This window comes from Bradyrhizobium sp. McL0616 (genome assembly GCF_049993385.1).
In the GTDB taxonomy this organism is placed as follows: Bacteria; Pseudomonadota; Alphaproteobacteria; order Rhizobiales; family Xanthobacteraceae; genus Bradyrhizobium.
In genome coordinates this window covers 7,489,572-7,502,822 of sequence record NZ_CP188255.1, presented here as the reverse complement: position 1 = coordinate 7,502,822, position 13,251 = coordinate 7,489,572, and the positions used below count along the sequence as shown (strand labels likewise).

At 59.4% G+C, this 13,251-nt stretch carries 11 protein-coding genes and 3 pseudogenes; 9 read left to right on the top strand and 5 right to left on the bottom strand.

Going from position 1 to position 13,251, the window contains the following annotated elements; all coding sequences use genetic code 11:
* Positions 1–285: 285 nt before the first annotated feature.
* The gene (locus ACPPVR_RS36100; RefSeq protein WP_426611257.1) at positions 286–1,254 is read left to right on the top strand and encodes a metallophosphoesterase; all 969 of its coding nucleotides are present in this window, start codon (positions 286–288) and stop codon (positions 1,252–1,254) included.
* A gap of 381 nt (positions 1,255–1,635) precedes the next feature.
* Here ACPPVR_RS36100 and ACPPVR_RS36095 read toward each other — a convergent pair whose 3' ends face one another.
* A complete protein-coding gene (locus ACPPVR_RS36095; protein WP_426611256.1) occupies positions 1,636–2,646 on the bottom strand; it encodes an NAD(P)H-dependent flavin oxidoreductase in 1,011 nt (336 codons plus the stop codon).
* A 386-nt stretch (positions 2,647–3,032) separates the two neighbouring features.
* Here ACPPVR_RS36095 and ACPPVR_RS36090 point away from each other — a divergent pair, with 386 nt between their 5' ends.
* From ACPPVR_RS36090 to ACPPVR_RS36080, 3 genes and pseudogenes are all read left to right on the top strand, one after another.
* On the top strand, positions 3,033–4,016 hold the full coding sequence (locus tag ACPPVR_RS36090) for an AraC family transcriptional regulator ligand-binding domain-containing protein (RefSeq protein ID WP_426611255.1): 984 nt from the start codon (positions 3,033–3,035) through the stop codon (positions 4,014–4,016).
* Between the two features lie 344 nt (positions 4,017–4,360).
* A pseudogene (locus tag ACPPVR_RS36085) lies at positions 4,361–4,526 on the top strand (Ku protein); the annotation flags it as partial.
* Between the two features lie 72 nt (positions 4,527–4,598).
* A pseudogene (locus tag ACPPVR_RS36080) lies at positions 4,599–4,852 on the top strand (transposase); the annotation flags it as partial.
* Positions 4,853–5,238: 386 nt separating this feature from the next.
* Here ACPPVR_RS36080 and ACPPVR_RS36075 read toward each other — a convergent pair.
* A pseudogene (locus tag ACPPVR_RS36075) lies at positions 5,239–5,502 on the bottom strand (SOS response-associated peptidase); the annotation flags it as partial.
* A gap of 79 nt (positions 5,503–5,581) precedes the next feature.
* Positions 5,582–6,325 (bottom strand): DUF3750 domain-containing protein, encoded by a 744-nt coding sequence (locus tag ACPPVR_RS36070; protein ID WP_426611254.1) that lies wholly within the window; start codon positions 6,323–6,325, stop codon positions 5,582–5,584.
* A gap of 277 nt (positions 6,326–6,602) precedes the next feature.
* On the opposite strand from ACPPVR_RS36070, the gene ACPPVR_RS36065 reads away from it, so the two are divergent.
* From ACPPVR_RS36065 to ACPPVR_RS36045, 5 genes are all read left to right on the top strand, one after another.
* Positions 6,603–6,917 carry a hypothetical protein gene (locus ACPPVR_RS36065; RefSeq protein WP_426611253.1) on the top strand — a complete coding sequence of 105 codons (315 nt, stop codon included), beginning with the start codon at positions 6,603–6,605 and terminating at the stop codon, positions 6,915–6,917.
* 15 nt (positions 6,918–6,932) lie between these two features.
* Complete coding sequence (locus ACPPVR_RS36060; protein WP_084292415.1) at positions 6,933–7,082, top strand: hypothetical protein; 150 nt, start codon at positions 6,933–6,935, stop codon at positions 7,080–7,082.
* A gap of 506 nt (positions 7,083–7,588) precedes the next feature.
* Positions 7,589–8,731 (top strand): hypothetical protein, encoded by a 1,143-nt coding sequence (locus ACPPVR_RS36055; RefSeq protein ID WP_426611252.1) that lies wholly within the window; start codon positions 7,589–7,591, stop codon positions 8,729–8,731.
* 599 nt (positions 8,732–9,330) lie between these two features.
* On the top strand, positions 9,331–9,702 hold the full coding sequence (locus ACPPVR_RS36050) for a response regulator (protein WP_426611251.1): 372 nt from the start codon (positions 9,331–9,333) through the stop codon (positions 9,700–9,702).
* A 736-nt stretch (positions 9,703–10,438) separates the two neighbouring features.
* Positions 10,439–10,573, top strand: coding sequence for a hypothetical protein (locus ACPPVR_RS36045; protein ID WP_426611250.1), 135 nt, complete (start codon positions 10,439–10,441; stop codon positions 10,571–10,573).
* 623 nt (positions 10,574–11,196) lie between these two features.
* Here the strand turns inward: ACPPVR_RS36045 and ACPPVR_RS36040 are convergent.
* Together ACPPVR_RS36040 and ACPPVR_RS36035 are read right to left on the bottom strand one after the other, a co-directional pair.
* The gene (locus tag ACPPVR_RS36040; protein ID WP_426611249.1) at positions 11,197–12,495 is read right to left on the bottom strand and encodes a PAS domain-containing protein; all 1,299 of its coding nucleotides are present in this window, start codon (positions 12,493–12,495) and stop codon (positions 11,197–11,199) included.
* Between the two features lie 463 nt (positions 12,496–12,958).
* Positions 12,959–13,177 (bottom strand): hypothetical protein, encoded by a 219-nt coding sequence (locus ACPPVR_RS36035; protein ID WP_426611248.1) that lies wholly within the window; start codon positions 13,175–13,177, stop codon positions 12,959–12,961.
* Positions 13,178–13,251 lie beyond the last annotated feature (74 nt).

The window sequence follows — 13,251 nt, the reverse complement described above, 5'->3', positions numbered from 1 at the left end:
GCTAGCCGAGTGGTAGGTACGTCTCTGCTCCCATCGAAAAGTGCGCCAGTCGTGTCAGAATTACGAAAAGGTCTAGGCAGGTTCCCCAATCCAAGGAACAATCGCATCGAGGGCGACCGCCGTGAGCCGACTTTGTACGTAAGCTCGGTAAGGGACGTTCGGCTGCCCACCGGGGGAAGGAAAATTTGGTGACCGAAGCATTCTTTTTGACGGTGGCGGTGACTAATTTGCCCGGAAGCAATGCAGCTTGAACGCCAGCTAGACCAGCACGAGAGAGACTAGAGATTGGATCCTACTTCGAACGTTGCGACCAAAACGTCTCTGCAAGGCCTGATCGAGCGAATTGGATCAGAACACGTTGAGCGGCGACTGAAAATAGAAGTCGAGCATGAGGCCCAGCTGTTTGGACAGGGACTGATCTTATTCAATGTTGAAAACTGGTACCTAGCGCCGTGGGTCGTCAGAACTGCACTGAAGCTGACTGGACTTTATGGCCGTGCCCGTCGAAACGCTGACCACATCGTTGTCAAAAAACATAGCGTGGCTTTCGCAAACCTTCCCCCGGCATTTGACAAGTTCACTATCCTTCACATCAGCGATCTGCATGCCGACATAAGTATAGGCGCAATGCGGCATCTGGTTAACGTGGTTGGCGGCCTTCAATACGACATTTGCGTCTTGACCGGCGACTATCGCGGCAAGACATATGGTCCATTCGAAAAATGCCTAGAAATTATCGATGAACTGCAGGCCCAATTAAAGGGGCCGGTCTTTGGGGTGCTTGGTAACCACGACAGCATTCGCATGGCCCCTTCAATGGACGCCATGGGAATCTGCATGCTGTTCAACGAGTGCGAACCGATTGTTCGTGACGGGCAACGTATTTTCCTGGCCGGCGTTGACGATCCGCATTTCTATCGGGCGGACGACATTGAGAAAGCCGCGTCGCAAATTCCTTCAGATGCCTTTTCGATTTTGTTAGCGCACACGCCGGAAGTTTACGATCGAGCAATGAACGCCAGATTCGATCTCATGTTATGCGGACACACCCACGGGGGCCAGCTTTGCCTACCCGGCGGAATTCCGATCAAGCTGGAGTCGGCATTACCGAGATTCATGGGCGCTGGATCATGGCGCCATGGCGGCATGGTCGGATATACCTCGGTGGGCGCTGGCACGAGCCTTCTGCCGGTTCGCTTAAACTGCCCGCCGGAGATAACTCTGCATATCTTGCACGACGGGCAGCAGCGCTAGCTCGCGCGCAAGTCCGTGGCCGAAAAACAAAACGCGGTATCAAGAAATCCCCTTGCGGCACCAAATCAGATCCACCGCGCCGCATGAAAATCGGCAAAAACGGGCTCACGGTGCCCTCGCTTGGTACCGCGAGGGCTCGCAAGTTGTGAATCGGCGTGGGTCCCGACGCCGAGCGGCATGATAAGCCACCGACATTATTGATCTGAGCGGGGTCATTCCACAGCGCCGATTCACAGAGGAGACGGCAGCACCTCCCATTTTTCACTGACAAAATCCGAAAACGCCGGGTGATCTGCAAAAGTTAGCCAAGATCTTCTGCCGGTGCTGCATGGTCGCCAGCTGTCGCTACCAATTCAGCGACATCGAGCCGTGAAGACTGCGTCAGGCGGCCTCTCTTTTGACAGTCAGACGATCGAGGGCCGCCTTCGCCTCGCTTGTCATGCGCCGGATGATCTCGCCTGCTGGCAAAATCTCGCTGATGTTGCCCGCGCTTTGTCCGGCTGTCAGGCAAACCTGCTCGATATCGCCGTTGAAACCGCGCGTCGGCAGGATGGCGCTGTAGCGCGGCGTCGGGATCGTCTGGCCGTTGAGGACCGTCGAGCCAATGATCTGGCCTTTTGCATCCCCGATAGCCTCAGCTTCCCGTCCCAGCGCCACGCGTGCACCGTCATTGACGATCGCACGCATCGGCTGATCGGGCCATTCGGGGCCGTAAATGGAGAGGATCGCCGTATCGCCGACATCGGCGGACAGCACACGGTCCTTGTAGGAATCGTGCGCTTCTGCTTCTTGCGCAGCGAGGAAGCGACTGCCGCACCATACGGCATCGGCTCCGAGAATGAGCGCCGCGGCCATGGTCGCGCCATCGACGATGCCGCCCGCGGCAAGCAACGGTAAGCCAGGGAAGCGCCTGCGGATGCGCGGAAACAGCGTCATGGTCGAGGCCTCAGCCCGATTGTGGCCGCCGGCCTCTGCGCCCTGGACGATGAGTGCGTCGGCGCCAAGTGCCGTCGCCTGCTCGGCTTCGGCGACGCGCCCGATCTGCATCCAGACCTTGATCCCTGCTTGTTTCAGCCGCTCGACATGCCGCTGCGTGGGTAACGTCCAGAAGAATATGGCGAGCGCCACCTGTTCCTCAATGAGGACGGACACATGTTCATCTGTGACGAAGTCACCGATCAGATCGACGCCGAAAGGCCGCTTTGTCAGTGTCTTCGTCTGTCGGACGAGATCGCGCACGATATCGGGTGGATTGATATCGGCCCCGATCGTGCCGAGCCCGCCAGCTTCGCAGACCGCGGCCGCAAGAGCCGGACGCGCGATCATCGCCATGCCCGCATTGACGATGGGCGTCGTGAGCTTGAAGGACCGGGTGATGGACGTCGAAAACATGATCTGAATCCTTTGATAGTTTAGTTGCGGATTGTCGTCAGGACGGCACCGCGACCGCGGCCGCCGATGCGCTTTTCGATGCGAGGATTTGATGGGGTGCGGCCCCCGCCATGGTCAGAACCGGGTCGATGGCATCAACCGGGGTCACAATCCGGTCCCTTTTGTCGTATGACACGGCAGGTAGCGGCCGTGATTTGTGCCGCTTGAGTAGTCGGCAACGGAACGGCGGTCTTTGATATACGCCGCCAAAGCCTTGCGAGATCGCGCCAATGACGACGGAAAGACACGCCGCGGCCAAGCTCGCGGCGCCGACCATCAATCTGGCCAGCGTTGTCTATGGCCTTGGCGCCTATATGCGCTCGCGTGGGGTTGAGGCAGGTGATGCCTTGCGCCGCGCCGGACTTGAGCCCCGCGACCTGACCGATCCCGATCGCCGCGTGCCGCTCATCCGCTATCTGGAGCTTTTGGAGCTCTGCGCCGATCTGCTGGCCGATCCGCAATTCGGCTTGAAGTTCGGCGCCCAGTACGAGCCGAGGCACGCCGGCGTCGTCGGCAATATCGCCCTCGCCTCGCGCACCATCGGCGAAGCCTTCGAAGCGATAGGGCGTTATCTGCCCACCATGGTCGACGCCACCGTGCACGGCATGGAAGTCAGTGACGGGATCGTGTTTGCGTATTCCTACTATATCGATCCGCTGATGATGTCGTACCGGCAGAAAGCTGACTGGGCGATCGCCTTCGCGTGCAACCTCATGCGCGCCGGGCTCGGCGATCCGCGCTGGACCCCTCAGCAGGTCCTGCTGCCGCAGTTGCCGGACGAAACGCCGACGCAGCGCCGCTCCCGTGCGGAGATCATGGGCGATAACATCCGGGTCGGCCATCCTTGGGCCGGGATCCGGTTCGACGCCGCCCTGCTCAAGCGACTGATGGCGACGTCCGATGCGATGATCGAGGCCCTGATGCGCCATTACGGCGAACTACGGCTCGCTGCCTTGCCGGAACAGCGCGGTGAGATCGAGCAATTGCGCCGCGAGATCGCCCGCGTGCTGGTCAAGGGCGAAGGCGGCATCGAGCATCTCGCGAAGGCAACCGGCACCTCGGTGCGGACGCTGCAGCGGCGGCTGAAGGATGCCGGCGTGAACTACTCCGACCTGCAGAACGATGTGCGCAAGACGCTGGCGCTGAACCTCCTGGAAAACGAGACTCTGGCGCTGGCAGAAATTGCCTTTTCGCTCGGCTACTCCGAAGTCAGCGCGTTCAATCATGCCTTCCGGCGCTGGGTCGGCCAATCGCCGGGCGATTATCGTCGACTACGCGCGGCTCGTCTTAAATCCGACGCAACGAAGAAATCGGAGCCGCCGGCTAAATGATCGACCTGAATGGTTCTAGAGAGTTCCAGCTTTTTCGCACGTTGCAAATAGTGTTAATTTGGCAAGTGGCCGCTTCTCAAGCCCACTACCCAAAGCAGTCATTCGCCCATCAGATGTTATGAAATGACCACGGTTTGCCGACACTAGATGTCGTGGGACGATCCGCCACCGTTGGACACAGCACAACCAGGAGCCAGCTGCAGCCCGGAGTAGTCAGCCAGCTTTATGGGTAAGAAGGGGTGCCTTCGTGACCCAGTTGTTGCCGCGGCCGCTGGCGTACGCGCTGTCGCGGACCCCGCGCCAACCGGAAAGGTTTTCTGCGTCTGTCGCTCGTCACCTGTCCGATGGCGCTCTACCCCGGCCACGTCGGAGAGCGAGAAAATCTCGTTCAACCAGCTCAACCGGCGGACCGGCCATCGGATCAAGTATCTGAAGGTCGACGCGGACAACGTCGATGATGAGGTCCGCAACGAAGACATCGTGAAGGGCTACAAGGTCGACACCGAGACACGTTCATCGAGGTGAGCTGCCGCCGGTTTGATGGACACCGAGATTAGGTGTTCCATGAAGCCGGAGGTGGCGATGAAAAGACGGAAGTTCAGCCTCGAGTTCAAGGTCGAGGCGGTCAAGCTGGTGCGGGAACGTGGGGTGTCGGTGGCGCAAGCCGGCCGTGACCTGGATGTTCATGAGAATGTTCTCCGCTAATGGGTGAAGGAGTTGGGCTCCGACCGACGCAAGCCTTTGCCGGCCACGGGCAGATGAAGCCGGAGCAGCAGGAGATCGAGCGGCTGCGCCGTGAGGTCGCCAAGCTGAAGGCGGAGCGGGATATCCTAAAAAACTGTCACGGGCCGTTGCCGCCTGCGCGCGGTAGAAACAGCCCATGCTATCCTCGATCTCGGAGGGTAGCGGCCGTCAGCTTATTGGAGGCACAATCCCCGTTAAAAAACGTGGTCCATGGGTGCATGCGAACTTGAGAGTGGTGACGCCGTTCCTGCGGTGATCCCGATTAGGAAGATGACAATTGGCATAGCCCAGACCCTCCTGCCCACTATCGGATGGAGGATTTGCGATGCCAAAGAAGACGACCAGTGACCGCCCGGAATTGAATCCGGTCAATGTTGGCGCCGCCGCCGTCGACATCGGATCAAAAATGCACATGGCGGCGGTCAACCCGGCCTGCACTGAGACGCCGGTACGTGCGTTCGGCACATTCGCGTGGGACGGGCTCCATCCGGAGCAGCTGCTTAAAATCGACGGTCTTGCCCTTGGCTTCCAGCTTCGCGGCGCGTTTCTTGGTCGCCTCCATAAGCGCTTGCGCCGACGACGGCATGGCCCATCGAGCGGTAGCGAGCTCTCGGCCATTGGCGCCAGTCCGGACGATCGGCGCTTTGCAATCAGGGAAGACGCCAGGCATCGGGGCCAGGTCGCCAACATACAGCGCGCTGATCGCAGCTTGGTTCGTAGTGATACTGCAGAGGTTGCACAAGGTGTGATCTCCGGTGCGGCTTGGTGGCCGCTGCTCTAACTGCAGCAGTGTCGCTGCGTCTCGGAATGCCGGTAAGCGGTCAAAGCCCGGCAGCAAATCCGAACCGACCAAGGCCGGGGAGCTTTAGTGCGGGACGTCGTACGTCGAGCCCCAGAACTGCGCCGAAGAAATTGAGTTCAAGCCCTTCGACCCAGCCGACGGTGAGGCCAACGTATCCCGCGATCGTAGCGAAGGCGCCGGTCCCCGATGGCGTGATTCCGATCCAGCGGCCATCATATGGGAAGTCCTTGCCGATCGCGGTGGGCGGTAGAACCACATGTAGCTCGGGGACGGAATCCAGCGCAGCCTGCACGAAGGTGTTCGAGTTGGGACCTGGCCACGGGCTATAGTCGCCGTATGCACGAAATCGGTAGTTCTCGATGACCTTGCGGATCCTTGGAATGAGCACCTCGGCCCGTTCGCCGTCTACGGCGACGATTGCCTCGGGCAGGGCGCCGAACCAGCGGCCGTCCGGAGCGAAGCCGTTGCTTCGGATGGGATCACCCCACGCTGTGTAGTCGTAGCGAGTGTAGGTCGGCGCATCCTTCTCTTTCACAACGATCCATGTGTGGACGGCGAAAATGCTGCGCCATCGCACCGTTCGCGCAGCAAAGACCCGGATCATTGCTTCTGGATGAGTGCTTGCCGGCGGCAAAAGGCCTGCGCTGGACCGGTCCGCGGTCTGCCAGTTCCCTCGGCCGTCGCCCAGCCAAAGATAACGCGCCGCCGATGCCGCGATCGGCGCTAAGAGCAGGAATAGAAGGATGAGCAAGGGCTTCTTCAATGGCGCGCGCGATACGATACTCCGTCATATAGTTCGCGACGGTGGAGACGCCAGAGCCGAAAGAGGGAGGGCAAAAAGTGCAAGCAATTGGACGCCGCCTGCTATGGCATGGAATGCTTCTGTTTCTGCTGGGATTGCTCACCGGTCTTGCCGAACAACACTTCTCGAACATTTAGGATGGGACTTGCGGCTCACCTCGAGGGCCTCATGAACGGCATATTCCTTTTTGCGCTCGGAGGTTGTTGGGAGCACGTTCGGCTATCGACCGGGCTGGAACGTGCGGCGTTTCATAAGCCTGCTGGCAGGAACCTACGGCAATTGGGCAACGACGACGCTTGCTGCCGTGTTGGGCACAGCTGCAATGTCGCCCATCACAGCCGCGAACCAGGCCGCGCCGGCATGGCAAGAACTGCTCGTGACATCTGGCTTCGTATCCGTTGGCGTGCTGATGCTCGCGAGCACCGGCCTTGTGCTCTGGGGCTTCGTTTCTGAAGTCCGCAGAGAGCGCGGGGAGGGGATCGGACTGTCAGCGAGCCTTGTCGGCATCTCGAAAAGGAACTTGCCCGAACATAGCGCCGTTGAAGTCATGTAAGCAGGAGGCGCAATCATGATCCGCAAACTTGCATCCGGCGAGTACCGGCTCTACTCGCGCAAAGTGAATCCTAAGACCGGCAAGCGGCGCAACCTCGGCACGTTCAAAAGTCGCGCGGCAGCTGAGAAGCACGAGCGCGACGTGCAGTATTTCAAGCGACACTGACGTGCCAAGTCCACGATCCTACTGAGGGCAGGCGGATGGGATGGTCGTGGTTGGCCGCGCGGGTATATGGTAGGTTATCGGTTGAGCTCCGCAGCTCGTCGGGCATGATCAAGACTGCTTTGCCGATCAGCCATGCGTGGCGCGTGACACAATGAAGTCCGATGACGATTTGAGCTGTGCAATCCGTGCCCCGATTCGGTTCCCTAGACAAGGCGATCTGAGTCAATCGCACATTTGGCACGCTGAGAAATCGAAGAAGGATGTTGAACGGTGCACGGACTGCACGACTCGCTCAGGTGACGTCCCTCTCTGGTCCAACAAAGGAGTAGACGCATAGTACTGTCATTCTTTGGTGTCCTCGCAGGCTATTGCTACTGCTGCTTGAACACACCAACTAGCCAAATGGCGCCTCACAGCCCCAAATTGGGTAATTCGAGCCGCCAACGACCAAAATGGCGTGACGTGAGTACTTGTAAAGCATCTCCAGCACCACATTGGAGATGGACATGACATTCTATCGAAACACCAGGATCGAGTATTGGCAGTCGCGACAGCATTCGGCCCTTCAGCGTGCTTTTCAACAATCTCCCAAGCGGCATAGCCTTTCTCGTGGGGACCGAGAATTGCCGAAACCAAAATTTCGGAGTGATCTATTAGCGGTCAATTCTTTCTCCCGTCGGATCTGGGGGGAGGTCCTCAGCCGGGAGCTGTCGCGGCTTTTCTGCGACGGCGGAGATGGCACGACCCACAACCAGGATCTCTATTTTGTCTCGCTCATGGATATCACCTGCGCCTGGTCGCCCGAAGATCGGCTGACCGACGCTGATCTAGAAGTCATCAAGAATCGGCTCAGGCATGGCCTACGCGAATTTTCCTGTTTTGGAATGGTCGAACCAGCCTATTACGTCAATCTGCAGCAGGGAGTTCGGTACGACGGGAAGCGAAGCTTGTTTTGGCACCTGCATGCTCTGGTGTGGGGCGTCTCGCATAAGGAGTTGAAGAAGCGGCTTCGAAAGCTGGTCAAGGCTGGCCGGTACGCAGCCATCGCGGATGGTTTGGATGCCACCCATACCCGCAAGATCAAGCAGGGGCGGCTGCCCACGCATTCGGCATATATTCTTAAATCGCCATGCAAAACCTATCGGGTGTCTGTCCGAGATCGGGAAGATGAACTGGGCCGGCCGATTACGAATGCGGATGGCATAGTTCTCCAGCAGTTCAAGCAGGGCAAGGCGGATCTTCGGCACGGCGATAGGATCATGATCTTTCACGCGATGAAGCACCTTCATCTGGATCGGCTCGCTGTAGCTGGTGGCCAAGGTGCCAAACTGCTTAAAACCGCTAAGCGCGTCGCGTTGAAGGATGAGACAGGACGACACCGGCGCGTCACACGCACCGATGACACAGCTTGGGCAACTCAAGAGGCTCCCAAGATGCCGCAGATCAAGCCAGCCTTCGCGCCCGACTTCGTCAACACCATGCGATGGGCTCTGGACGCTGCGTCTGATCGTGTCCCGGCCACCTCACGCACGCCTGCGACCAAAGCGAAGATGGCTCAGCGCATCGTCAGGTCGGCGCACGAAGGCATCACGGATGCGCAGTTGCTCGTGGCGGCAGTGGTGGCCGAAGGTATGGCGCCCGCGCAGTAGCGCTGATCTCCGAGCCCTCGACCTCTTGAGGGAGCTTCGCGCGCAGACCCACCTAGACGCTCAGGAGAGCCCGAGCGCGCGTTGGCATCCGTGGCCCTGCAGCGTAGCTCCAGTACAAGAGGCCTTCAGCTCTCGGTCAATCACCATGACAACTACCTTCGATAGTGGATCTGGGCGCGCCTAGCGACCGCTGCGTGATCGTCAGCTCGAGCCAAAGAGAGAGCTTGGGCGTTTGGGTGCCCACAGAGGAACTGCGAGGCCGGTGGTCGCCTTGCGCCAACGAGGTCGGGCCTTGGGGTGTCAGCGTGCAGCGGCTCCACGGCGCTCGCAGGCTCACTGAGCAGGGCTTGATCGCAGGCGCTCGAACCATTGAAAGCTGCACCCACGGAAACGGCCTTACGCCGAGCGCCGCCTTGTCGTGAGGCAGGTGCTCCTTGAAACCCGGGGCGTAAGCTCACGGGGTGCCCACCGGGCCATGGCGCTCCGTGCGCACTCATCAGCGTAAGATGATCTCAGCTTTCTCATTTGTCGGTGCGGCCCAGGAACACTAATCTTTGCCTTGCATTGACTGTGCTTGGCACGAATTTCAGTAGAGTTCCATGGGTAAGCCGCCCGTCATTCTCATCGTCGAAGACGAACCGCTTGTTCGCATGGGCGCGGTGGATACCATCACTGAGGCTGGCTTCGAAGTCATCGAAGCAGGCAACGCCGATGAAGCCATAGCCGTCCTTGAGCGGCGCACTGACATTCATCTTGTCTTCACCGACATCCACATGCCCGGCTCGATGGATGGCTTGAGGCTCGCCCATTTCGTTCGCCACCGATGGCCGCCTGTCAAGATCATCGCTACATCTGGGCACGCTAGGATCGCGGAGGCTGACTTGCCAGAGGGCGGGCGCTTTCTGCCCAAGCCATATGCTACGCACGAAGTAATCGGCGCGATCCGGGAGTTAGTCGGCGTCGGCTCCTAAGAAGACGCTCAGAAAGTCTTGCGCTTGAGCGTTCGCTTCGTGGCGACTTCAGAGCGGAACATTCGCGAACATCGACGCGTTAGCTCTCAGACGCAGTGTAGTTTGAGAGGGAGGAAGTGAAATGAAAAAATTAGGTGCAGTCACTTTTGCAGCGGTCCTGGTCGCTGCAAGCGTTACGAGCTTGAGCACGTCTGCTGAGGCAGGGGGTTTTGGCTTCCACGGGGGCGGTTTCCATGGAGGCGGTTTCCATGGAGGCGGCTGGGGACACGGAGGTTGGGGCTGGGGCGGTGCTGGATTGGGGCTCGCCGCTGGAGCGCTCATCGGTGCCGCAATCGCCGCGCCGTATTATGGCGAGGCCTACGGTTGTCAGTACGGTTACGATGGTTGCGGCGGCGGTTACGGCTACGGATACGAGCCAGAAGCTTACGGATACGGTCATGCACCTGTTAGCTATAGCTATGGCTACGGCTATGGAGTGCCGTATGTCGGTTACAGGCACTATGGCTACAGACACTATGGTTATCGGGTGGGCTACGGCGGCTATGGGCATCGCATTGGCTACGGTTATGGTCACCGGGTAGGCTACGGAGGACCCCACGGCGGCTACCGGATCGCACACTATGGAGGCCGCAGGTTCCGCTGAGCCGACCCAGCAATCTGCGTCACTAGGCGCCTCTTGTGGTGAGGCATACTGCCCGTGCGGGATAGGTGCAGAACAGCAAGAGAAGCAATCCACATGACTGTTTGCGACGATATTAATTTCGAGGCTGCTCAGCAGTATTTCACTTGCGCACTTGAAGAGATTGAAAAGCGAGGCAATCAGAAAGCTGCCCGCCATACCCGCATTGCGCTGAAAGCACTCCGCAAATGACAACCGGAGGAGCAATCACAGCAAGCACCGCGTTCCCCTTAGCGCCCAAAGAACTCGGACGAACGCGTGTGCCGCTAGGTCCGTGTTACGTAAACCGGGAACGATAGGCCACCTGTGCCTGCACCTAGGCCGCCGGGCGTGCTCATGACAGGTGCCTCGGTGTGAAGCTGCTCAGGAGCCCACCGCCAGAACTCATAATCCCGCTTAGCGTATCCCAAGCACTCAGGTGCTCGTGGTGTTGCTCGTGCCGTTGGAGGTCGAGCCCAGTTTTTGGTGGCGATGATGCCATGAGCCCGCTGAGCGCGGAGTACGGGTCAGTGGTCTTCGCCTGATACTGCTGCTGTTGGTTCGTGAGGATCGCCGCACGACCGGAGGAGCTGCAGCATTCGGAGGTCACACCGGGCTCTTGAGAGCGCGTCAGACACCCAAGGGAACGCGAGGCCACTGCGGAAGCCAGCGATGTCTGATGCCCCCCAACAACGGACAGTCGTCTGAGCGGCTAGGACGTCTCAGAAGGGCGGCCATAGGCTAACATTCGCCACTCGGCCCGTATCTCCGCCTGACTTTCTCTTAAGCTGGCTTAGCGTTTGCTTACTGATCTGGCTAGATCGAGCCTATGCACTTCAAACTGCGAGGCGTCCCAATGGAATGCTCAGCTTTAGCCGAAGGCCATTTCGCCGCCAGTTGTGTTCGATCTTGCCTCCGAGCTCACCTGCCACACTTCGCTCCGTAAGAATGCTACCAAAGCCGCGAGCTTGCGGTGTCACATCGATCTCGGGGCCGCCGGTTTCGTCCCAGTCAAGATGTAAGTCATCACCGCTCGCGTGCCATGTGACATGGATCGAACCGTTGGGTCGGGAGAGTGCCCCGTACTTGACCGCATTCGTCGCAGTCTCATGCAACGCGAGGGCAAGGCCCGTTACGGCCTTCGCTCCGACAGGCACGTCGGGTCCATTTAGGACGATGCGGTCGGGCGAGCCGTCTTCATAGGGCTGCAAGACTGTGCGTACCAGCGCATCCATGGTCGTGTGCTTGCTGTCGTGTTCCGTGCCCATGATGCCTGGTCGGATAAGGTCCTTGGCCCGCAACAGCGCATCTAGCCGACCACGAAGAGCTTCGGCCATTTCTTTGGGAGTGCGGGCAGATCTGGCACTCAGACTAATCATCGAGTGGAAATTGGCGAAGATGTTTTTCACCCGATGGTCCGCCTCACGGGCTAGTAACCGTTGGCGCTCTTGCGCATTCTTCTGGCTTGTTATGTCCACCACCACGCCAACGAAGCGTGAGGGCCCACCATCCTCGCCGGACAAGCACTCGCCACGCGCCTCGACCCAGCGGATACTTCCGTCCTTGCGCAGCAGCCGGTATTCCTGAACATAGCTTTCTCCGGTGGTGACGGCACGGTTGACTGCGTTAGCGACCCGCTCTGCGTCCTCAGGATGAATGCCCGCAAGGTACTCCGCCAAAGGTGCGCCCTTGTCCCCTTCGGGGGGATCGACCGAGAACATTTCTGCGAACCGGGCATCGGCGAAAAAAGTGTCGGACTGCACATGCCAGTCGAATGTGCCCACCATGCCGGAAGCGTTCAGGGCTTGACGCAACCGCTCCTCGGTCTTCGCCAATGCCCGCTCCATCAGAACCCGCCGGGTCGTCTCCACGACAATGGCGAGTACGCCTGCGGGACGGCCGTTCTCGCCCAGCACGGGACTGTAATCGAGGTTCATCCAGACCTGCTCGGGAAAGCCTTTACGGTGAAGCGTGAGTTCTTGGTCGCGGTACGAGAGCGTACCTCCACTCAAGCCCACCTTCATCACATGGTCGTTGAAGTCGGCGACCTCAGGCCAACCCTCTCGCACCTTCGATCCGAACAGGAGGGGATGGCGTCCCCCTGCAAAGACCGAGTAGGCATCATTGTAGATCATGACGCCGTCCGGGCCCCACAGGAGCACGATGGGGACTGGCGAGCGTAAAAGCAATCCGACCGTGGTCTTCAGGCTTTGTGGCCACCCGGAAATCGGCCCCAAGCTAGTGTCGGACCAGTCGCGGAGACGGATGAGTGCGCCCGCTTCGTCCCCGCCGAAAGGTAAGCTATCGTTGTTCCCGGAATTTGCCATGGCAAACACAGTTTCTACTGTAAAGACCGTTTGGCTTAAAGTGCAAGAGCAGCGATATCTGCCTATCTCCGTTGAGAACAAAGGAAACTAGGCCAACAGGAGCTTCCACGAGCTCGAATTGTGTTCTCCTGGTCTTCAGCGTGCCCAGCGATCAGCCGAGCAGCAGCTCCGGGTAAAGCCCCGAGATTTCTGAAGTCGCTCCCAGGAGATTTTGGGAAATTCCGGTTCCAAAGGGGGACCCGTTAACGCCGCGAAGCGCAGCAGCGGTCACTTACAGCGCCGGCTCCAAGCCCTCTCTCACGGCCGCGGCCACCAGCTCCTGAGCATCGGTGACACCCTCAGCAGCAGACTGCACGATACGCTGAGCCATCTTCGCCTTGGTTGCTGGTGTCCGCGAAGGCTTGGCCACCTGATCCGCAGCGGTATCCAACGCCGCTCTCATCGTTGCGACCAAGCTCGGCTCGAACTGGCAAGGGGTGATCTTGGGCATCTGAGGCGCTCCTGAGTGCTCTGCACACCCGTAGCCCGTGCTTGTGACAGCCGTGCGTCTCGTGGGTTAAACTC

Excerpts from the sequence above, each read along its gene's own strand:
- ACPPVR_RS36095 (WP_426611256.1), bottom strand. The coding sequence starts at position 2,646 with ATGTTTTCGACGTCCATCACCCGGTCCTTCAAGCTCACGACGCCCATC.
- ACPPVR_RS36060 (WP_084292415.1), top strand. The coding sequence starts at position 6,933 with ATGATCCGCAAACTTGCATCCGGCGAGTACCGGCTCTACTCGCGCAAA.
- ACPPVR_RS36055 (WP_426611252.1), top strand. The coding sequence starts at position 7,589 with ATGACATTCTATCGAAACACCAGGATCGAGTATTGGCAGTCGCGACAG.
- ACPPVR_RS36050 (WP_426611251.1), top strand. The coding sequence starts at position 9,331 with ATGGGTAAGCCGCCCGTCATTCTCATCGTCGAAGACGAACCGCTTGTT.
- ACPPVR_RS36045 (WP_426611250.1), top strand. The coding sequence starts at position 10,439 with ATGACTGTTTGCGACGATATTAATTTCGAGGCTGCTCAGCAGTATTTC.
- ACPPVR_RS36040 (WP_426611249.1), bottom strand. The coding sequence starts at position 12,495 with ATGATCTACAATGATGCCTACTCGGTCTTTGCAGGGGGACGCCATCCC.
- ACPPVR_RS36035 (WP_426611248.1), bottom strand. The coding sequence starts at position 13,177 with ATGCCCAAGATCACCCCTTGCCAGTTCGAGCCGAGCTTGGTCGCAACG.